Below are 19,315 nucleotides of genomic sequence, written 5' to 3' on the forward strand. Positions count from 1 at the left end.
CGGCTTCGGCTTCGGCTTCGGCTTCGGCTTCGGCTTCGGCTTCGGCTTCGGCTTCGGCTTCGGCTTCGGCTTCGGCTTCGGCTTCGGCTTCGGCTTCGGCTTCGGCTTCGGCTTCGGCTTCGGCTTCGGCTTCAGGATGTGGTTCGCCGAGGCTCACCGGCAACTGCGGCACGTCGCACTGGCGCAGAGCGCGCATCTGTTCGAGCAAGGTGCCTGCGGCGGTCAGCGGCAGCCCCTGCTGCAACTCCTCCACCTGACGAGCCAGCAGGTCGTGGCCATCGTGCAGCACACGGGCAAAGGCGGCCGCCATGGCAAACCGGCCATCGCTGAGCCCCTCGTAGATCGATTCCAGCTCGTGGGCCAGATCGCCAATGGCGCGCACGCCGGCCATCCGCGCCCCGCCCTTGAGGGTGTGCAGGTCGCGCTGCAGGGCTGCCAGTGCAGCGCGGGCTTGTGGCTCGTTCAGCCAGCGCTCGAGTGCGCCGGCCGCGCTGTCGAGAATGTCGCCAGCCTCCTCGAGGAAGATCTCGACCATTTCCGGGTCGGCGGCGTCTTCCTCGACAGACAACGGCGCCATCTCCACCGCCGGCAGCTCGACGAGCGCCGCGGGCCATTCGGGCTCGACCAGGAGGGCGGGCGCCAGTTCGAACTCCGCGTCGGCCTCAGCCAGCGGGGCCGACACGGCCAGGGACTCAACCTGAGGCTCAGGCTCGGGCTCGGGCTCGGGCGCAGCCTCAGCCTCAGCCTCAGCCTCAGCCTCAGCCTCAGCCTCAGCCTCAGCCTCAGCCGGATGGTCGAAGGGCGCCGACTCCAGCAGCAAGTCGACTGGCGGGACTTCCAGCGCAGCGGCAGCGGCAGCGGCAGCGGCAGCGGCAGCGGCAGCGGCAGCGGCAGCGGCAGAATGGTCGAGCAGCTGCTGCAGCGCCTGTACGCGTTCCGGCTGCGGCGTGACCTCGAGGCCGGCCGCCACCTGATCCATCATGCCGATCAGTGCCTCGTGGGCCGCCTCGACCTCGCGGAAGAACGCCTCATCGACCGCCAGACGCGACTCGCTGACGGCGACGTAGATAGCCAGCAAGGCCGCACAGAGCAGGTCGACCTGCGGCAGCTCGGCCTGCCGGGCCCCCTGGGCCAGGGTGGCCAGCTCGTTGCGCAGGGCATCCAGCTCCTCGTGCTCGGCCGGATGCTGGCGCCAGCGGACCAGCAGCTCGTCGGCATCCAGCAGGATATCCATGCCCTCGGCGAGGAACTGGCTGATCAGTTGGGGATCGCGGCTGTCGCCTTCGCGACTGCGCCACTCGGCTTCGGCATTCTCCAGTTGTTCCTGCTGCAGCTGCTGTACCCGCTGCAGCAGCGGGGTGCTGCCCGGCAGGCTCGACAGCGGCTGCGTACCGAGCTGCTCGAGACCATGGCGCAGGATCTTTGCCGCATCGCGCAGCAGTTCGGCGGCCACCAGACCGAAGGGGATCAGGTTGGTCTTGAACTCCTTGGCCAGCTTCTCCAGGGGCGCCGCCACCTCGGCGATTGGCTGGATGCCGGCCATGTAGGCACTGCCCTTGAGGGTGTGCAGGGCGCGTTGCAACTCATCGGTGACCGGTTGCGGCAGCTCCCGCTCGCAGGCGGCCAGATAGCGGTCCAGCGCCTCGAGATGAGCCTCGGCCTCGGCGCGGAAGATCTCCAGCAGCTGCGGGTCGAGCAGAGCGACGTCACCGTCGTCGGCAACCGGCGTCACCACCGGCGAAGTCTCGACCATGACCGGCGACGGGGCAGCAACCGCGGCTTCGCCGACAGGCGCGACCAGCACCGCGGCCACGCCTGCCGCTGGCAGCGGCTGGCCCTTGGACAGCGCGTGGGCAGCGGCAGCCAGCAGATCGACATCGTCGCGCTGGCGCTGGCTCTTGGCGGCATACTCCTCGACCAGGGCCGGCAGCAGGTCGACGACAGCGCGGATCACCTGCTGCAGCGCCGCGTCGGGCTGGATGGTCCGGTCGATGACCCGGTTGAGCATGTTCTCGATCGACCAAGCCAGCTCGCCGATGACCAGGGCGCGAACCATGCGCCCACTGCCCTTGAGGGTGTGGAAGGCGCGCCGCACCTCGGTGAGCGCCTCACGATTGCCGGTGTCGGCAGACCACTGCGGCAGATATTCGTTGAGGGTATCGAGGACCTCGCCAGCCTCCTCGATGAACACTTCCTGCAGATCCTCGTCCATCGGCTCTTCGTCGGCCGGCGGCGGCAGCAGCTGAGGTGGCACGTCCCCGGCAGGCGGATTGATGGCCACGACCGGCGCCGCCATCACCTCGGCCAGCGTCGGCGTGGCAACAGCTTCGACCTCGGCCGCCAGCGCCACGGCTTCCAGCGCTGGCGGCTCCGCCGCCTCGACGGGCATGGGTGCCGGCTGGGCCATGACCTCAGACGCTACCTCGGCAACAGGCGCTGGCTCAGCCGCAAGCTCGGCCGCGGCAGCCGGAGGGACAACAACCGGCTCGCAGGGTGCCGTGGACGGCGTATCCGCTGCGGCGGCCACGACCGCGGCGGCTTCGGGGACGACGACCGTCGACTCGGCCGGCGCGAAGAGCGGCACGTCCGTGACCAGAACCTCGCTGGGCGTGTCGAGAATCGAGCGGGTCGGCTGCAGCCCGTAGCCCAGCGAGCTGAGGCTTTCCTCGGCAACGTCGAGGATCAGCTCGCCCTGGCTGGCATGATCTTCGGAAATCCGCTCGAGGTAGTACTCGACGCTGGTGATCGCATCGGCCAGGGTATCCAGACTCTGCCAGCTGGGCACGGCCTGGCGGACCAGCAGCTGTTCGCGGATGTAGCGGCAGCAGGCATCCAGCAGCGCGGCGACCCGCGGCAACGGAATCATGCCGAGTCCGCCACGCACCTGGGTCAGCAGCTCGGGGACGCGGGCCAGGTGCTCGTGATTCCACTGCGAGGCGATGAACTCGATGATCGCGTCCTTGGACTGCTCGAGCCCGGTACGCGCTTCCTTGATGACCAGTTGGTGAATCTGGCCGACATCGGTGGTCGGCAGCAGGTTCTCCTCGGCACGCTCTCCCTCCGCCGGGCCGACCATCCCGGACAGAGTGGCCTCGACGAACAGCAGGGCGCCGGCGATATCCATCAGCACCGCGTCACTGGGCTGCTGCTGGCCGCCGATCAACAGGGCAATCATCGCCAACTGATCGGCCACCACCTTGCGCTGCTGGCCGAAACCCAGCACGGCCAGGGTGTCGGCGACCTGCTTGAGCGGCCCCTGCAGGGCCGCCAGATCCCCCACCTGACGGCGGTCGCTGCGCACGAACAGATCGAGGCTGTCCTTGATCCGCACCAGCTCCTCGCACAGGGCACCGACCACCGAGCGCATGGCATCGCGGTCGGGACCGGCCATGCGGGCCCGCTCCTCGTCGACTACCTGGCTGTCGGGCATCGCCTCGGCCAGCCGATAGTGTTCCTTCAGCGCGGCGATACGGCCTTCGCTGCTCGGACTCTTGGCGATGTAGAACAGCAGATTCTTCAGCAGCTCGTCGGGCGCTGGCTGGTTGAGCGCGCCGACACCCTCGTCGATCAGGCGCTTGAGCTCGTGGTCGACCTCGCGCAGCAGGGTGCACACCGTGCTGCCCGAGGCCACGCTGCCGTCACTCAGGCCCTCGACCACGCCGGCGGCCACCGGCCACAGGGCACCGATAGGCGCCCCCTTGCACAGGCTTTCCAGCTTGGCGAACACCTTGGCCATGTAGGCCAGCTGGGTCGCCGGCTCCTGGTTGCGCATGAAGCCGACCAGCGCCACCTGCAACATCTGCCGCAGCTTGCGCAGCAGGGTCGGCAGGCCGGCGGCCTCCAGGCGTTCGAGGGTGCTCGCCGGCAGTGCGGCTACCCGGGCCGAAAGGTCCGGAGCGAACAGGCTGGTTTCCGACAGCAGTTTCTCGCCGCGCGCATTGCGCAGATCGTTGAGCAGCGGCAGGACCACCAACGGCAGGTCGCGGCGGGCGCTCTGGATGCGGTCGAGGTAGGCCGGCAGCTGCAGGATCGCCTGCATCAGCACCGGCAAGGCGTCGCCCTGAGTGCTGGCCCGGCCATCGATCAGCGCCTGCAGCAGCTGCTCCATTTCCTCGGCCAGCAGCGCCGCGCCGTAGAACTCGACCATCTGCAGGGTGCCCTGCACCTGGTGGACGTAGCTCAGACAGAAACGCAGGCGCGTCAGATCCTGCGAACTCTCGACGAACGCTTCCAGGGCCTGGCGGGCCTGCTTGAGGGTTTCCGCGATTTCGCCCTTGACCCAATCCAGGGCGACATAGTCGTGCCGATCACCCATACAGACTCCACACATTGATCATGATTACCCCTTTCGGGTAAAGGCCAGCACTTGCTCATCGGCAACCGGCAGCAGCAGGGGATGACTCCAGTCGGCCACTTCGCCAACTCCAATCACCAGCAGCCCGCCGGGGGCCAGACGCTCGGCCAGGCGCGCAAGAATGTCGCGCCGGCGCCAGCGCCGAAAGTAGATCAGCAGGTTCTGACAGAAGATGACGTCCATGCCACGCTGCGGCGCACGCGCCAGATCGAGCACATTCAGACGGACAAAACAGGTACGTTCACGCAGGGACTCGCAGACCTGGAAACCGCCATCGGGCTGCTCGAGGAAATAGCGCTCGAGCAACTCGCCGCCCACCTCGCCGACCCGCCGCGCGGCGTAACGGCCACTGCGGGCACGGGCCAAGGCGTTGAGACTGATGTCGGTCCCGGTGACGCCAAAGCGGCCGCTCAGACCCGCCTCGCGCTGCACCTCGGCGGCCACCAGCGCCAGCGAATAGGCTTCCTCGCCACTGGCGCAGCCGACACTCCACAGCTGCCACGCACGGCCTTCCTGCACCACGCCCAGACGCTCGCGCAGGTGGACGGCCAGCCGCTGGTACGACGGCGGATGACGAAAGAAGTGGGTTTCCTGCACCGTCAGGTGGTCCATCAGGTTCGACCACTCGACCGCGCCGCGCGGGCCGTCGGTTACCTGCTGGAAATAACTGGCGTAGCTGTCCAGTCCCAGTTCACGCAGCCGGGCCCCCAGAATGGTCTGCAGGAACGCGCGGCGCTGCTCGTTGAGCACCATGCCGCTACGCGTTTCCAGCAACTCCTGCCAGGCCCTGAATTCCGCCGCCGTGATATCGGGCAGCGGCTTCATGGCCCAGACCGCGCTTGGCTGCATGCCGCGCCCCTCGTTCGTGGTCACTTGGCGACAACCCGGTCAGGCTGCCGCCCACCGTGCTATCAGGCCTGTTCCCGGTGTTCGGGGAGGGTGAAGCCGGAAACCGACTTGCGCATGTCGGTGGCCATCTTGGCCAAGGTGCCGATGCTGCGCGCGGTTGCGGTGGTACCCGAGGAGGTCTGCGTGGTGATCTCCTGGATCACGTACATGGTGTTGGAGATGTGACCGGCCGAGGAGGACTGCTGGCGGGCGGCGTTGGAAATGTTCTGGATCAGCGCTGCCAGGCTGCGCGATACCTTCTCGATCTCTTCCAGGGCCACACCGGCGTCCTGCGCCAGGCGGGCACCGCGCACCACCTCGGTGGTGGTTTGTTCCATCGAGATGACCGCCTCGTTGGTGTCGGTCTGAATGGTCTTCACCAGTGCCTCGATCTGCTTGGTCGCCGCCGAGGAGCGTTCTGCGAGGCGCTGTACCTCGTCCGCTACCACCGCGAAGCCGCGACCGGCGTCACCGGCCATGGAGGCCTGGATCGCCGCGTTCAGTGCCAGGATGTTGGTCTGGTCGGCAATGTCGTTAATCAGGCTGACGATGTCACCGATCTCCTGGGACGATTCGCCGAGGCGCTTGATCCGCTTGGAGGTGTCCTGGATCTGCTCGCGGATGTTGTCCATGCCGGCGATGGTGTTCTGCACCACCTCGTTACCCTTGTTGGCGATGGCTACCGAGCGCTCCGCTACCGCGGAGGATTCGGCGGCGTTGGCCGACACCTGGTCAATGGACACCGCCATTTCGTTGATCGCCGCGGAAGCACCGGCAATTTCCTGGGCCTGGTGCTCGGAAGCCTCGGCCAGGTGCATCGCCGTCGCCTGGGTTTCCTGGGCGGCGGCAGCCACCTGTACGGCGGTCTGGTTGATGGTCTCTACCAGGTCGCGCAGCTGGTCGATGGAGTAGTTGATGGAGTCGGCGATGGCACCGGTGAAGTCCTCGGTTACCGTGGCCTGCACGGTCAGGTCACCGTCCGCCAGGTCGCCGATTTCATCGAGCAGACGCAGAATCGCCGACTGGTTGCGGTCGTTCTTCTCGGCGGTTTCCACCAGGCGGCCGCGGGTCTCGCGCACCAGGATCAGCGCCATCAGCATGATCGAGGCCAGGGCGAGCAGGCCCAGCAGGTAGCCGGCCAGGGTATTGAAGGTCCGGCTGACGGCCAGGTTCTCGAAGCCACCGGCCAGCTGGGTAGTGCCCTCCAGCACCTTCTGCGACTCGCCGAAGATGTTGTTGGCGGATTCGCGCACCTGGAACAGTTCCGGCGAGGTTTCCAGGATCTCGTCCACCGAGCCGGAAACGAAGGAGAACAGTTCGGTGATCTCCTTCAGACGGGTGATGGCCTCGGCATCGGTCACCTTGGTGATCGACATGGCCGGGTTGCCTTCGTGCATGCCGGTCAGTACGCGACCGAACAGGCTGGCGTCGCGACCGAAGCTGTCGGCCGCCTGCACCGAGTCTTCGGCACCGGCGAGCACCTTGTTCACCGCGGCGAGAATCCGTTCGGCGAGCAGCGACTGGCGCTGGGCCACGGCAACCTGGTCGGCCGGCGCACCGTTCTCCAGCAGGATATCCACGACCTCTTCGTACTCGACCTGCAGCTGCGGAATGGTTTCCGCCAGGGTGCTGGCCACCTGGTGCAGCGACAGCACGGTCTGCTGGCTGGCCAGAATGGCGTCGGTACTGGTGCGCAGGCGCTCCCAGTCGGCCTGCACGGTGGCGAGGTTGCTGGCTACCGCTTCCGGACTGGCCGGCAGGCCGGTGTCGGCGTCACCTTGGCTCAGCCACTCCCAGCGCTGCTGGAAGTCGTCGCGTTCGCTCTTCAGCAGGGCGAAGGCATCGGCCTTGCCCGCCGCCGCCTCGACGGCGTTCTTGGCGATCCCCTGGGACAGCAGGCGCAGCTCACCGGCGTGAGCGATGTACTGCTTGTCGTATTCGGACTGCTGGTTGAGGTACGCAAAGTTGGCAAACAGCAGCACCACAGACACGATCAGGATGGCGAAAAGACCACCGATCAGACTGCTGCTGCGCGTGCCCGAGAAGAGATTGCCTGCGTTGAGTTTTTTCATTGTCTGGCCCCCGCCTGGACCTTCCACACTAAACTGTTCCCAAGTAACGACACGGGCCGGCAATACCGCCCCATCCGGTAGATCTAGTTATTTACCGCAACATCGAGGAACGCCTGCGCCCTGGCCAACGCATGCGGGCTGAACACCAGCCAGGGGCGCTCACGCTGGAACACGCCATGGATGAACGGCTGGATGGAGGCCTCGAGCGGTGGCAGCTGCTCGGCAAAGGCATCCACGGAGAAGTGCTGCATGCCGAACACTTCATCGACGATGAGACCGGCAAAGACTTCACCGTGCTCGACCACCAGCACCCGCCGCTGCTTGCGCAGCGGCGACAGTTCGCTGCCGAAGAAACCGCACAGGTCCATAATCGGCAACAGCCGGCCGCGCACGTTGGCGACGCCCTTGACCCAGGTTCTGACGCCCGGCAGCAGGGTGTGGCGCGGCTCGTGCAGGACCTCGGTGACCTCCCCCATAGGGGCGACGAACAGGCGCGTGCCCATGCGAAAGCCGATGCCGCTCCAGCTCTGGGCGGCCTCCTGCTGGGCTGGCAAGCCCGCGGAATGGCGGCGGCAGAGCTGGTCGATCTCGATCAGGTGCTGGAAGGGTGTCATGACGTCGGACATGCCGCTGCTGGCCTTTTTCTGCTTGTCGCTTCCTGCGATGAATGAACGATCAGCCCGCCTGAACGGCAGCGATAGTCTTCAGCAGGGTGTCTTCATCGACCGGTTTGGTCAGGTAGTCGCGGGCGCCCTGGCGCTTGCCCCAGACCCTATCGGTTTCCTGATCCTTGGTGGTGACAATGATCACCGGAATGTGACCGGTTTCCGCGTCCTTGGTCAGCTGGCGGGTTGCCTGGAAACCGTTGAGGCCCGGCATGACCACGTCCATCAACACGACATCGGGCTTTTCCTGGCGCGCGAGAGCGACACCATCGGCACCGTTTTCCGCCTTCAACACCTGATGCCCATGCTTCTCGAGCATGGCGGTGAGCTTGTACATCTCGGTCGGCGAGTCATCAACAATCAGAATTCGAGCCATGAAATTCCCCAATAAAGGCACGCGTCGGCAGCCAGTCGGCCGGACGTCAGGTTGTAGCTTGTTCCACCGGCACGAAGCCCGGAACGTGCGTCTTGATGGCACCGAGCAGTTCTTCCTTGCTGAAGGGCTTGGTCAGATACTGATCGGAGCCGACGATGCGCCCCTTGGCCTTGTCGAACAGGCCATCCTTGGAGGACAGCATGATCACCGGCGTGGATTTGAACGCACTATTATTCTTGATCAGGGCGCAGGTTTGATAGCCATCCAGACGCGGCATCATGATGTCGACGAAGATGATGCCAGGATGCGAATCGGCGATCTTGGCCAGGGCATCGAAGCCGTCGACGGCCGTGATGACGTCACAACCCACTTTCTTCAGCAGGGTTTCGGCAGTACGACGAATCGTTTTCGAATCGTCGATGACCATGACCTTCAAGCTCTCGGAATGCTGTTCCATGTCTGCCCTACCATTGCCTCGGTGAGTCGTTGTTTTCCGTCGCCCGACGCGCTTGCGCGCTGTGTCATGCCGCAGGGTGCGACCTGATCGACGGGGCTTTTTAGCACACTCTCCGGCGGCAAGCCATAAGCCCCGGATGCGTAAGGTTTTTCCTTGACTCAAGGCAAACTCGCGGCCACCTTGGGCAACCGTCAATCGCCTTGTACGGCCTTCAGGCCGTTGTTTCGTTGCAGAGGACTACCCCTATGAGCGTTCGCCTGGGCATCGTCATGGACCCCATCGCCCGCATAGCCTTCAAGAAGGACAGCTCGCTGGCCATGCTGTTCGCCGCCCAAGCCCGCGGCTGGTCGCTGTTCTATATGGAGCAGCAGGACCTGTACCTGCGCGACGGCCAGGTGCGGGCCCGCACGCGCCCGCTGCAGGTCATCCATGATGCCAAGCATTGGTTCCATTTCGATGACGAGCAGGATCTGGCCCTGCACGAGCTGGACGTGATCCTGATGCGCAAGGACCCGCCGTTCGACAACGAATTCCTCTATTGCACGCAACTGCTGGAACAGGCCGAGCGCGAAGGTCTGCTGGTGGTCAACCGCCCGCAGAGCCTGCGCGACTGCAACGAGAAGCTGTTCGCCACCCAGTTCCCGCAATGCACGCCGCCGACCCTGGTGAGCCGGCGCGTCGACATTCTGCGCGAGTTCGCCGCCGAGCAGCGTGACATCATTCTCAAACCCCTGGACGGCATGGGCGGCTCGTCGATCTTCCACCACCGCGAGGGCGATCCCAACCTGTCGGTGATCCTCGAGACGCTGACCGGCCACGGCAGCCGGCAGATCATGGCACAGCGCTACCTGCCGGCGATCAAGGACGGCGACAAGCGCATCCTGATGATCGACGGCGAGCCGGTGCCGTACTGCCTGGCGCGCATTCCGGCGCACGGCGAGACACGCGGTAATCTGGCCGCCGGCGGCCGCGGCGAGGCCCGCCCGCTGACCGAGCGCGACCGCTGGATCGCCGCCCAGGTCGGCCCGACCCTGCGCGAGAAGGGCCTGCTGTTCGTCGGCCTCGATGTGATCGGCGAGCAGCTCACCGAGATCAACGTGACCAGCCCGACCTGCATCCGCGAGATCGACGCCACCTTCAACACCGACATCGCCGGCCAGCTGATGGACTGCATCGCCACCAAGCTCGCCGCACGTCAGAACTGAGCCAGGCAAAGCGTCAAGGCGCGCAGTGCTTCATGGACTTTTGCCGGAGCCGGCGGCAGACTGCGCCGGTTATCTGCCATGCGCCCACCGATGAACGCAGCTGCCCACACTCTCCTCCCTAGCTCCGCCGGCGTGCGTCCGGCGGATCGCCTGGGCTTCACCCTGCTCCTGGCGACCATCGTGCACCTGGCGTTGCTGCTCGGCGTGAGCTTCAGCCTGCCCGGGCCGAATCTGGTCAGCAAGACCCTCGACATCACCATCGCCAGCTTCAAGAGTGCGGAAAAGCCGAAACAGGCCGACTTCCTCGCCCAGCACGACCAGCAGGGCAGCGGCAGCCTGGAGCACAAGGCCACGCCGAAGACCACCGAGCTGGCACCCTTCCAGGACAGCCAGATCCGCAAGGTCGAGCCGCAGGCCCAGCCCAAGGCGAACACCCCGCCGCCGACCAGCCGTGCCGCCGTCGCCACCCGCGCACCGCAGCGCGAGAAGACCGCCAGCAAGGCACAACCGCCCCGCCCGGCCGAGCCTGTCGCGCAAACGCCGGAGTTCGACAGCAGCCAGCTGTCGACCGAGATCGCCAGCCTCGAGGCCCAACTCAGCCACGAACAGCAGCTGTATGCCAAGCGCCCGCGCATCCATCGCCTCAACGCGGCCTCGACCATGCGCGACAAGGGCGCCTGGTACAAGGACGAGTGGCGGCGCAAGGTCGAGCGGGTCGGCAACCTCAACTACCCGGACGAGGCACGCCGCCAGCGCATCTACGGCAGCCTGCGCCTGCTGGTGTCGATCAACAGCAACGGCACCCTGCGCGAGGTTTCCGTGCTCGAGTCCTCCGGCCAGCCGCTCCTCGATCAGGCCGCCCTGCGCATCGTGCGCCTGTCGGCACCGTTCGCGCCGTTCAGCGGCGATCTCAGCGACGTCGACGTGCTGGAAATCATCCGCACCTGGCGCTTCGAGCGCGGCGACCGCCTGGCCAGCAACTGAGCCGCCGTGCAGCGCTTGCAGCCGGCGGCGCGAGCGCCGAAACTAGCGCCATGAACAGCTCATCCCCCAGCTATCTCAAGCATCACTTCCTGATCGCCATGCCGCACATGGCCGATCCGAACTTTGCCCAGAGCGTGATCTACCTGGTGGAACACAACCAGCACGGCGCCATGGGCCTGGTGGTCAATCGCCCCAGCGAACTCAACCTCGCCGACGTGCTCGAACAGCTCAGCCCGGATACCGCGGCGGACGCTCGCTGCCACCAGCTGCCGATCTATGCCGGCGGCCCGGTGCACACCGACCGCGGCTTCGTCCTGCATCCCCACGGCTGGAGCTACCAGTCCACCCTCGAGCTCGGCGAACTGGCGCTGTCCACCTCGCAGGACGTGCTGCTGGCGATCGCCGACCACAGCGGCCCCGAGCGCTTTCTCATCGCCCTTGGCTATGCCGGCTGGGAAGCCGGCCAGCTGGAGGACGAACTGCTCGACAACGCCTGGCTGACCTGCCCGGCCGACCCCGCCGTGCTGTTCGATGTCGACGTCGCGCAGCGCCTGCAGCGCGCGGCGGCGCCGCTGGGCATCGACCTCAGCCTGCTGTCCAGCCAGGCTGGCCACGCATGAGTGCACCGCGCCTGCTCCTTGGCTTCGACTACGGCAGCAAACAGATCGGCGTCGCCGTCGGCCAGGCGATCACCGGCCAGGCCCGCGAGCTGTGCGTGCTCAAGGCGCAGAACGGCGTGCCGGACTGGAGCCAGATCGAGAAGCTGATCCAGGAGTGGCAGCCGGATGCCCTCGTCGTCGGCCTGCCGCTGAACATGGACGGTACGCCCAGCGAGATGAGCGCCCGCGCCGAGAAGTTCGCCCGCCGCCTCAACGGCCGCTTCAACCTGCCGGCATTCACCCACGACGAGCGCCTGACCACCTACGAGGCCAAGGGCCAGCGCCTGACCCAAGGCCAGCGCGGCGGCTATCGCGAGCGCCCGGTGGATGCCCTGGCCGCCGCCCTGCTGCTGGAAGGCTGGCTGGAGCAGCAGCTCGCTCAACCGCTTTGATTTTCCGAGGAGAGTCCATGACCCTGCCTGACCCCGCCGTTCTGCTCGCGCAGATGGCCGCCGACCTGCGCGCCCACCTGGCCCGCCGCGGCATCCACGAGCCGCGCTTCGTCGGCATCCACACCGGCGGCGTGTGGGTCGCCAGCGCCCTGCTCGCCCAGCTTGGCCGGAGCGAGGCGCCGCTGGGCGTGCTCAACGTGTCCTTCTACCGCGACGACTTCAGCCAGCATGGCCTGCACCCGCAGGTGCGCCCCTCGGAGCTGCCGTTCGACATCGAAGGCCAGCACCTGGTGCTGATCGACGACGTGCTGATGAGCGGGCGCACCGTGCGCGCCGCCCTCAACGCGCTGTTCGACTACGGCCGCCCGGCCAGCGTGACCTTGGTCTGTCTGCTCGATCTCGACGCCCGCGAGCTGCCGATCCGCGCCGACGTGCTCGGCGCCACCCTGTCGCTGGCCGCCGACCAGCGGGTAAAATTGCACGGTCCCGCGCCGCTCGCCCTCGAGCTGCAGACCCTCGCCGCCCCCCACTGAGAATTACCGCGATGACGCCGACCGACGCCAAGCGCCCGCTGCAGCTCAACGACCAGGGCCAGCTGCGCCACTTCCTCTCTCTCGACGGCCTGCCCCGCGAGCTGCTCACCGAGATCCTCGACACCGCCGACTCCTTCCTCGAGGTCGGCGCCCGCGCGGTGAAGAAGGTGCCGCTGCTGCGCGGCAAGACCGTGTGCAACGTGTTCTTCGAGAACTCCACGCGCACCCGCACCACCTTCGAGCTGGCCGCCAAGCGGCTGTCCGCCGACGTGATCACCCTCAACGTGTCGACCTCCTCGACCAGCAAGGGCGAGACGCTGACCGACACCCTGCGCAACCTCGAGGCGATGGCTGCCGACATGTTCGTGGTGCGCCATGCCGACTCCGGCGCGGCGCACTTCATCGCCGAGCACGTCTGCCCGCATGTCGCGGTGATCAACGGCGGCGACGGCCGCCACGCCCACCCGACCCAGGGCATGCTCGACATGCTGACCATCCGCCGCCACAAGGGCGGCTTCGAGAACCTCTCGGTGGCCATCGTCGGCGACATCCTCCACTCGCGGGTGGCGCGCTCCAACATGCTGGCACTGAAGACCCTCGGCTGCCCGGACATCCGCGTGATCGCGCCGAAGACCCTGCTGCCGATCGGCATCGAGCAGTACGGCGTGCGCGCCTACACCGACCTCGCCGCCGGCCTCAAGGACGTCGACGTGGTGATCATGCTGCGCCTGCAGCGCGAGCGCATGCAGGGTGGCCTGCTGCCCAGCGAAGGCGAGTTCTACCGTCTCTACGGCCTCAGCGAGCAGCGCCTGGCGCTGGCCAAGCCGGACGCCATCGTCATGCACCCGGGGCCGATCAACCGCGGCGTGGAGATCGAATCGGCGGTGGCCGACGGCGCCCAGTCGGTGATTCTCAACCAGGTAACCTACGGCATCGCCATCCGCATGGCCGTGTTGTCCATGGCCATGAGCGGCCAGCAGGCCCAGCGCCAGCTCGAACAGGGAGACGCCCAGTGAAAATCAGCATCCACGGCGCCCGCGTGATCGACCCGGCCAGCGCCCTCGACCGCACCTGCGACATCCACATCGACGGCGGCCGCATCGTCGCCCTCGGCGCTGCCCCGGCCGGCTTCGCCGCCGAACAGCAGATCGCCGCCCACGGCCTGGTCGCCGCGCCCGGCCTGGTCGACCTGGCGGTGAGCCTGCGCGAGCCGGGCTACACCCGCAAGGGCACCATCGCCAGCGAAACCCGCGCCGCCGCCGCCGGCGGCGTCACCAGCCTGTGCTGCCCGCCGCAGACCAAGCCGGTGCTGGACACGCCAGCGGTGGTCGAGCTGACCCTCGACCGCGCCGTCGCCGCCAACCACACCCGCGTGTTCCCCATCGGCGCCCTGACCAAAGGCCTGGCCGGCGAGCAGCTGGCCGAACTGGTGGCCCTGCGCGACGCCGGCTGCGTGGCCTTCACCAACGGCCTGGCACCGCTGGTCGACAACCGCGTGCTGGGCCGCGCCCTGGAGTACGCCGCCACCTTCGACCTCACCGTGGTGTTCACCTCCCAGGACGCCGACCTCGCCGCCGGCGGCCTGGCCCACGAGGGGCCGACCGCCAGCTTCCTCGGCCTGAGCGGCATCCCGGAAACCGCCGAGACCGTGGCCCTGGCCCGCGACCTGCTGCTGGTCGAGCAGAGCGGCGTGCGCGCCCACTTCAGCCAGATCACCAGCGCCCGCGGCGCGGAGATGATCGCCGCCGCCCAGGCCCGCGGCCTGCCGGTGACCGCCGATGTGGCGCTGTACCAGCTGATCCTCACCGACGAGGCGCTGGCTGGTTTCTCCAGCCTGTATCACGTGCAACCGCCGCTGCGCTCGCGCCGCGACCGCGACGGCCTGCGCGCGGCGCTGCAGAGCGGAGTGATCGGCGCCATCGCCAGCCACCACCAGCCCCACGAGCCGGACGCCAAGCTGGCGCCGTTCGGCGCCACCGAACCGGGCATCAGCAGCGTGGAAATCCTCCTGCCGCTGGCCCTGACCCTGGTCGAGGACGGCCTGCTCGACCTGCCGAGCCTGCTGGCGCGCCTCACCTGCGGTCCCGCCGACGCCCTGCGCCTGCCGGCCGGCCGCCTGGCGGTCGGCGCGCCGGCCGATCTGGTGCTGTTCGACGCCCAGGCGCAGACCCTGGCCGGCGAGCGCTGGCTGTCGCGCGGCGGCAACAGCCCGTTCCTCGGCCACTGCCTGCCCGGCGCCGTGCGCTACACCCTGCAGGGCGGGCGCATCAGCCACGAAGGCTGAGCGCTTCCCCTGCAAACGACAAGGCCCGCCAATTCGGCGGGCCTTGTGCATTCTGGCGATGCGCTCAGAAGCGCCAGGCGTTGCGAATCGAGATCTGGTCGTTGAGGGTCCAGAAGTCGTAGAGCACGCCGATCAGGAAGAAGCCGCCGGTACACAGGTAGAGGATGCCGGTGAGCCACTTGCCCATGTACATGCGGTGCACGCCGAACACGCCGAGGAAAGTCAGCAGGATCCACGCCACGTTGTAGCTGGTACGCCCGGCGTGAAAACGCAGGTCCGCCTGACGATCCATGCCGGGGATCAGCAACAGGTCGATCAGCCAGCCGATGCCGAACAGGCCGAGGGTGCAGAACCAGATGGTGCCGGTCACCGGGCGCCCGTAGTAGAAGCGGTGCGCACCGAGAAAGCCGAACAGCCACAACAGATAGCCGATGGTCTTGCTGTGGGTGTCCCGGTTCAGTGTCGTCATGCTGCCTCCTGGCAAGGGTCAGAGGGTGACAGCCAAGGCTATCACCGGGTTCGACCGGCAGATCGGGCCTGCGTTCCCCTTCAGCGGCGGCGCAGGCCCGGCGCGTCCTCGGCACTCTGCTCGAGGCTGAGGCTCTGGGTCAGGTTGCCCAGGTGCTCGGCGTCGGTTTCCGAGCCCAGCTTGATCATCAGGCGCAGGTCGTTGGCCGAGTCGGCATGGGCCAGGGCATCCTCGTAGGTGATCTCGCCATTGCTGTATAGCTGGTACAGCGCCTGGTCGAAGGTCTGCATGCCTTGCTCGGCGGAGCGCTTCATCAGCGGCTTGAGCTCGTGCACCTCGCCCTTGCGGATCAGGTCGGCCATCAGCGGGGTGTTGATCAGCACCTCGATCACCGCGCGGCGGCCCTTGCCGTCCGGGGTCGGCACCAGCTGCTGGGCGACGATGGCGCGCAGGTTGAGCGACAGGTCCATCCACACCTGCTCGTGACGGTCCGCCGGGAAGAAGTGGATGATGCGGTCCAGCGCCTGGTTGGCGTTGTTGGCGTGCAGGGTGGCCAGGCACAGGTGGCCGGTCTCGGCGAAGGCCACGGCGTAGTCCATGGTCTCGCGGGTCCGCACCTCGCCGATCATGATCACGTCCGGTGCCTGGCGCAGGGTGTTCTTCAGCGCCACGTCGTAGGACTCGGTATCGATGCCCACCTCGCGCTGGGTGACGATGCAACCCTGGTGCTGGTGGATGAACTCGATGGGGTCCTCGATGGAAATGATATGGCCCTGGGAGTTCTTGTTGCGGTAGCCGATCATCGCCGCCAGCGAGGTCGACTTGCCCGCGCCGGTAGCGCCGACGAACAGCACCAGGCCGCGCTTGGTCATCGACAGCTGCTTGAGCACATCGGGCAGGTTGAGGTCTTCGAAGGTGGGAATGGTGGTCTCGATGCGGCGCAGCACCATGCCGATCAGGTTGCGCTGGTAGAAGGCGCTGACGCGGAAACGGCCGACGCCACGGGCGCTGATGGCGAAGTTGCACTCGTGGGTCTCGGCCAGCTCGCGGCGCTGCTGCTCGTTCATCACCGACAGCACGGTCTCGCGGGTCTGCTCCGGCGCCATCGGGCTCTTGGTCACCGGCAGGATCTTGCCGTTGATCTTCATCGACGGCGGCACGCCCGCGGTGATGAACAGGTCGGAGCCACCCTTTTCGACCATCAGGCGCAGCAGTTTCTCGAATTCCATGGTTTTCCCTTGATGCTTGCCGCTGCCCGGGCAGCGTGACAGGCAGGTCACCCGACGGGGCGACCTGCCGAACGATTACAGGCTCTCCGGCGACTTGGCCTTTTCCTTGGCCGCGTCGCGGCTGACCAGCCCCTTGCTGACCAGGGTCTTCAGGCAGGCATCGAGGGTCTGCATGCCCAGCGCACCACCGGTCTGGATCGACGAATACATCTGCGCCACCTTGTCCTCGCGGATCAGGTTGCGGATCGCCGGAGTGCCGATCATGATCTCGTGGGCCGCTACCCGGCCGCCGCCGACCTTCTTCAGCAGGGTCTGCGAGATCACCGCCTGCAGCGATTCGGAGAGCATCGAGCGGACCATCGACTTCTCCTCGGCGGGGAACACGTCGACGATCCGGTCGATGGTCTTGGCCGCCGAGGTGGTGTGCAGGGTGCCGAACACCAGGTGACCGGTTTCCGCGGCGGTCAGCGCCAGGCGGATGGTCTCCAGGTCGCGCATCTCGCCGACCAGGATGATGTCCGGGTCCTCACGCAGGGCCGAGCGCAGCGCCTCGGAGAAGCCGAGGGTGTCGCGGTGCACCTCGCGCTGGTTGACCAGACACTTCTTCGACTCGTGGACGAATTCGATCGGGTCCTCGATGGTGAGGATGTGGTGATACTTGGTGTTGTTCAGGTAGTCGAGCATCGCCGCCAGGGTGGTCGACTTGCCCGAACCGGTCGGACCGGTGACCAGCACCAGGCCGCGCGGTACGTCGGTGATCTTCTTGAACACCTCGCCCATGCCGAGGTCTTCCATGGTCAGCACGCGCGAGGGAATGGTCCGGAACACCGCGCCGGCGCCACGGTTCTGGTTGAACGCGTTGACCCGGAAGCGCGCCACGCCGGGCACCTCGAAGGAGAAGTCGGTCTCGAGGAACTCCTCGAAGTCCTTGCGCTGCTTGTCGTTCATGATGTCGTAGATCAGCGCATGCACCTGCTTGTGCTCCATCGGCGGCAGGTTGATGCGACGCACGTCGCCGTCGACGCGAATCATCGGCGGCAGTCCGGCAGAGAGGTGCAGGTCCGATGCGCCCTGCTTGGCGCTGAAGGCCAGCAGCTCGGTAATATCCATGGGGGTCCCCAATCACAAACAAGCGGGTAGAATGCCGCGACAGGCAGCGGCCGGGCGAAAAGCGGAACCAAATGTCCACGATCCACGACAATATTGCAAAGGTCCGCACACGCATCCGTGAGGCGGCGCAAGCATCCGGCCGCGATCCGCACGGCGTGCAGCTGCTGGCGGTGAGCAAGACCAAGCCGGCCGCGGCGCTGCGCGCGGCGTTCGCCGCCGGCCAGCGCGACTTCGGCGAGAACTACCTGCAGGAGGCCCTCGCCAAGCAGGCCGAGCTGGCCGACCTCGAGCTGACCTGGCACTTCATCGGCCCGATCCAGTCGAACAAGACCAAGCCGCTCGCCGAGCACTTCGCCTGGGTGCACTCGGTGGACCGCCTGAAGATCGCCGAACGCCTGTCCGCCCAGCGCCCCGCCGAACTGCCGCCCCTGAACATCTGCCTGCAGGTCAACGTCAGCCTTGAGCCCAGCAAATCCGGCTGCAGCCCCGCAGAGCTACCGGCACTGGCCGCCGCGGTGGCGGCGCTGCCCAACCTGCGCCTGCGCGGGCTGATGGCCATTCCCGAGCCGACCGCCGACGTCAGCGCCCAGCGCGCCGCCTTCGCCCGCCTGCACCAGCTGAAGGACAGCCTGCCGCTGCCGCTCGACACCCTGTCGATGGGCATGAGCGACGACCTGGAGGCTGCCATCGCCGAGGGCGCCACCTGGGTGCGCATCGGCAGCGCGCTGTTCGGCGCCCGCGACTACCCTCAGACATCATCCGCGCGTGACGCCCGCTGAATCGGCGTCCCGCCCACCGACAAGGAATCGCCTCATGAATCACCCCCGCATTGCTTTCATCGGCGCCGGCAACATGGCCACCAGCCTGATCGGCGGCCTGATCGCCCGCGGCGTGCCTGCCGACCGCCTCACCGCCAGCGAGCCGCAGGCCGAGCAGCGCCAGCGCATCGCCCGCGAGCACGGCATCGCGGTACTGGAGGACAACGCCATCGCCGTGGCCGGCGCCGAGATCGTGGTGCTGGCGGTCAAACCGCAGGTGATGAAGGAAGTCTGCCTGGCCCTGGCGCCGGCGCTGCCGGCCGGCGTGCTGATCGTCTCCATCGCCGCCGGCATCCCCTGCGCCAGCCTCGAGCGCTGGCTCGGCGAGCAGGCCATCGTGCGCTGCATGCCCAACACCCCGGCGCTGCTGCACGAAGGCGCCAGCGGCCTGTACGCCAACGCGCGCACCAGCACGGCACAGCGCGAGCAGGCCGAGGCCCTGCTGGATGCGGTCGGCCTGGTGCTGTGGCTGGAGGAGGAGCAGCTGATCGACGCGGTGACCGCAGTGTCCGGCAGCGGCCCGGCCTACTTCTTCCTGCTCATGGAGGCGATGACCGCCGCCGGCGAGCGCCTCGGCCTGCCCGCCGAAACCGCCAGCCTGCTGGCCCGCCAGACCGCCTTCGGCGCGGCACGCATGGCGCTGGTCAGCGACTTCGATCCGGCCGAGCTGCGCCGCCGGGTGACCTCGCCCAACGGCACCACCGAGGCGGCGATCAAGGCCTTCCAGGCCGGCGGCTTCGAGGCGCTGGTCGACCAGGCGCTGCAGGCTGCCGCCCACCGCTCGGCCGAAATGGCCGAACAGCTCGGTCAATAAGGAGCC

General features: G+C 67.3%; 17 protein-coding genes and 1 pseudogene (1 of these 18 only partly in view). 9 read left to right on the top strand and 9 right to left on the bottom strand.

What is annotated here, in order from left to right:
* The 6 genes and pseudogenes from KRX52_RS15040 to pilG form a co-directional block, all read right to left on the bottom strand.
* Positions 1-4,315 (bottom strand): annotated as a pseudogene (locus tag KRX52_RS15040) (Hpt domain-containing protein) (it extends 3,044 nt beyond the left edge of the window).
* A 24-nt stretch (positions 4,316-4,339) separates the two neighbouring features.
* Entirely contained in the window at positions 4,340-5,203 is an 864-nt protein-coding gene (locus KRX52_RS15045; RefSeq protein WP_217682691.1) for a CheR family methyltransferase, read from the bottom strand.
* A 62-nt stretch (positions 5,204-5,265) separates the two neighbouring features.
* Positions 5,266-7,314, bottom strand: a complete 2,049-nt coding sequence (locus tag KRX52_RS15050) for a methyl-accepting chemotaxis protein (protein ID WP_217682537.1) — start codon at positions 7,312-7,314, stop codon at positions 5,266-5,268.
* An 83-nt stretch (positions 7,315-7,397) separates the two neighbouring features.
* Entirely contained in the window at positions 7,398-7,940 is a 543-nt protein-coding gene (locus KRX52_RS15055; protein ID WP_217682538.1) for a chemotaxis protein CheW, read from the bottom strand.
* Positions 7,941-7,989: 49 nt separating this feature from the next.
* Positions 7,990-8,355 carry a twitching motility response regulator PilH gene (gene pilH / locus KRX52_RS15060; RefSeq protein WP_217682539.1) on the bottom strand — a complete coding sequence of 122 codons (366 nt, stop codon included), beginning with the start codon at positions 8,353-8,355 and terminating at the stop codon, positions 7,990-7,992.
* 46 nt (positions 8,356-8,401) lie between these two features.
* The gene (gene pilG / locus KRX52_RS15065) at positions 8,402-8,812 is read right to left on the bottom strand and encodes a twitching motility response regulator PilG (protein ID WP_217682540.1); all 411 of its coding nucleotides are present in this window, start codon (positions 8,810-8,812) and stop codon (positions 8,402-8,404) included.
* Positions 8,813-9,057: 245 nt separating this feature from the next.
* Between pilG and gshB the strand changes: the two genes are divergently transcribed.
* The 7 genes from gshB to KRX52_RS15100 all read left to right on the top strand — a co-directional run bounded on the left by gshB (position 9,058) and on the right by KRX52_RS15100 (position 14,869).
* Positions 9,058-10,017, top strand: a complete 960-nt coding sequence (gene gshB, locus KRX52_RS15070; RefSeq protein WP_217682541.1) for a glutathione synthase — start codon at positions 9,058-9,060, stop codon at positions 10,015-10,017.
* Between the two features lie 90 nt (positions 10,018-10,107).
* Positions 10,108-11,001, top strand: a complete 894-nt coding sequence (locus tag KRX52_RS15075; RefSeq protein WP_217682542.1) for an energy transducer TonB — start codon at positions 10,108-10,110, stop codon at positions 10,999-11,001.
* 50 nt (positions 11,002-11,051) lie between these two features.
* Entirely contained in the window at positions 11,052-11,621 is a 570-nt protein-coding gene (locus KRX52_RS15080; RefSeq protein ID WP_217682543.1) for a YqgE/AlgH family protein, read from the top strand.
* Positions 11,618-12,052, top strand: a complete 435-nt coding sequence (ruvX, locus tag KRX52_RS15085; RefSeq protein WP_217682544.1) for a Holliday junction resolvase RuvX — start codon at positions 11,618-11,620, stop codon at positions 12,050-12,052. The genes KRX52_RS15080 and ruvX overlap by 4 nt, the downstream gene beginning before the upstream one ends.
* A gap of 17 nt (positions 12,053-12,069) precedes the next feature.
* Positions 12,070-12,585: a bifunctional pyr operon transcriptional regulator/uracil phosphoribosyltransferase PyrR gene (gene pyrR, locus KRX52_RS15090; protein WP_217682545.1), complete on the top strand. Its 516-nt coding sequence runs from the start codon at positions 12,070-12,072 to the stop codon at positions 12,583-12,585.
* 11 nt (positions 12,586-12,596) lie between these two features.
* Positions 12,597-13,601, top strand: a complete 1,005-nt coding sequence (locus tag KRX52_RS15095; protein WP_217682546.1) for an aspartate carbamoyltransferase catalytic subunit — start codon at positions 12,597-12,599, stop codon at positions 13,599-13,601.
* Entirely contained in the window at positions 13,598-14,869 is a 1,272-nt protein-coding gene (locus tag KRX52_RS15100; protein WP_217682547.1) for a dihydroorotase, read from the top strand. The genes KRX52_RS15095 and KRX52_RS15100 overlap by 4 nt, the downstream gene beginning before the upstream one ends.
* Before the next feature lie 64 nt (positions 14,870-14,933).
* On the opposite strand, the gene KRX52_RS15105 is transcribed toward KRX52_RS15100, so the two are convergent.
* From KRX52_RS15105 to KRX52_RS15115, 3 genes are all read right to left on the bottom strand, one after another.
* Positions 14,934-15,338, bottom strand: coding sequence for an NINE protein (locus KRX52_RS15105; protein WP_217682548.1), 405 nt, complete (start codon positions 15,336-15,338; stop codon positions 14,934-14,936).
* 80 nt (positions 15,339-15,418) lie between these two features.
* Positions 15,419-16,567 carry a PilT/PilU family type 4a pilus ATPase gene (locus tag KRX52_RS15110; RefSeq protein ID WP_217682549.1) on the bottom strand — a complete coding sequence of 383 codons (1,149 nt, stop codon included), beginning with the start codon at positions 16,565-16,567 and terminating at the stop codon, positions 15,419-15,421.
* Positions 16,568-16,642: 75 nt separating this feature from the next.
* Positions 16,643-17,677 carry a type IV pilus twitching motility protein PilT gene (locus KRX52_RS15115; RefSeq protein WP_217682550.1) on the bottom strand — a complete coding sequence of 345 codons (1,035 nt, stop codon included), beginning with the start codon at positions 17,675-17,677 and terminating at the stop codon, positions 16,643-16,645.
* A 71-nt stretch (positions 17,678-17,748) separates the two neighbouring features.
* Between KRX52_RS15115 and KRX52_RS15120 the strand changes: the two genes are divergently transcribed.
* Both KRX52_RS15120 and proC read left to right on the top strand, forming a co-directional pair.
* Entirely contained in the window at positions 17,749-18,456 is a 708-nt protein-coding gene (locus KRX52_RS15120; protein WP_217682551.1) for a YggS family pyridoxal phosphate-dependent enzyme, read from the top strand.
* Between the two features lie 34 nt (positions 18,457-18,490).
* Positions 18,491-19,309, top strand: coding sequence for a pyrroline-5-carboxylate reductase (gene proC, locus KRX52_RS15125; RefSeq protein WP_217682552.1), 819 nt, complete (start codon positions 18,491-18,493; stop codon positions 19,307-19,309).
* The last annotated feature ends 6 nt before the right edge of the window (positions 19,310-19,315 follow it).

This window comes from Geopseudomonas aromaticivorans, assembly GCF_019097855.1.
Taxonomy (GTDB): Bacteria; Pseudomonadota; Gammaproteobacteria; order Pseudomonadales; family Pseudomonadaceae; genus Geopseudomonas; species Geopseudomonas aromaticivorans.

What these genes read in the sequence shown, in the direction of transcription:
- KRX52_RS15045 (WP_217682691.1), bottom strand. Translation starts at nt 5,203, where the DNA reads ATGCAGCCAAGCGCGGTCTGGGCCATGAAGCCGCTGCCCGATATCACG.
- KRX52_RS15050 (WP_217682537.1), bottom strand. Translation starts at nt 7,314, where the DNA reads ATGAAAAAACTCAACGCAGGCAATCTCTTCTCGGGCACGCGCAGCAGC.
- KRX52_RS15055 (WP_217682538.1), bottom strand. Translation starts at nt 7,940, where the DNA reads ATGTCCGACGTCATGACACCCTTCCAGCACCTGATCGAGATCGACCAG.
- pilH (WP_217682539.1), bottom strand. Translation starts at nt 8,355, where the DNA reads ATGGCTCGAATTCTGATTGTTGATGACTCGCCGACCGAGATGTACAAG.
- pilG (WP_217682540.1), bottom strand. Translation starts at nt 8,812, where the DNA reads ATGGAACAGCATTCCGAGAGCTTGAAGGTCATGGTCATCGACGATTCG.
- gshB (WP_217682541.1), top strand. Translation starts at nt 9,058, where the DNA reads ATGAGCGTTCGCCTGGGCATCGTCATGGACCCCATCGCCCGCATAGCC.
- KRX52_RS15075 (WP_217682542.1), top strand. Translation starts at nt 10,108, where the DNA reads ATGAACGCAGCTGCCCACACTCTCCTCCCTAGCTCCGCCGGCGTGCGT.
- KRX52_RS15080 (WP_217682543.1), top strand. Translation starts at nt 11,052, where the DNA reads ATGAACAGCTCATCCCCCAGCTATCTCAAGCATCACTTCCTGATCGCC.
- ruvX (WP_217682544.1), top strand. Translation starts at nt 11,618, where the DNA reads ATGAGTGCACCGCGCCTGCTCCTTGGCTTCGACTACGGCAGCAAACAG.
- pyrR (WP_217682545.1), top strand. Translation starts at nt 12,070, where the DNA reads ATGACCCTGCCTGACCCCGCCGTTCTGCTCGCGCAGATGGCCGCCGAC.
- KRX52_RS15095 (WP_217682546.1), top strand. Translation starts at nt 12,597, where the DNA reads ATGACGCCGACCGACGCCAAGCGCCCGCTGCAGCTCAACGACCAGGGC.
- KRX52_RS15105 (WP_217682548.1), bottom strand. Translation starts at nt 15,338, where the DNA reads ATGACGACACTGAACCGGGACACCCACAGCAAGACCATCGGCTATCTG.
- KRX52_RS15110 (WP_217682549.1), bottom strand. Translation starts at nt 16,567, where the DNA reads ATGGAATTCGAGAAACTGCTGCGCCTGATGGTCGAAAAGGGTGGCTCC.
- KRX52_RS15115 (WP_217682550.1), bottom strand. Translation starts at nt 17,677, where the DNA reads ATGGATATTACCGAGCTGCTGGCCTTCAGCGCCAAGCAGGGCGCATCG.
- KRX52_RS15120 (WP_217682551.1), top strand. Translation starts at nt 17,749, where the DNA reads ATGTCCACGATCCACGACAATATTGCAAAGGTCCGCACACGCATCCGT.
- proC (WP_217682552.1), top strand. Translation starts at nt 18,491, where the DNA reads ATGAATCACCCCCGCATTGCTTTCATCGGCGCCGGCAACATGGCCACC.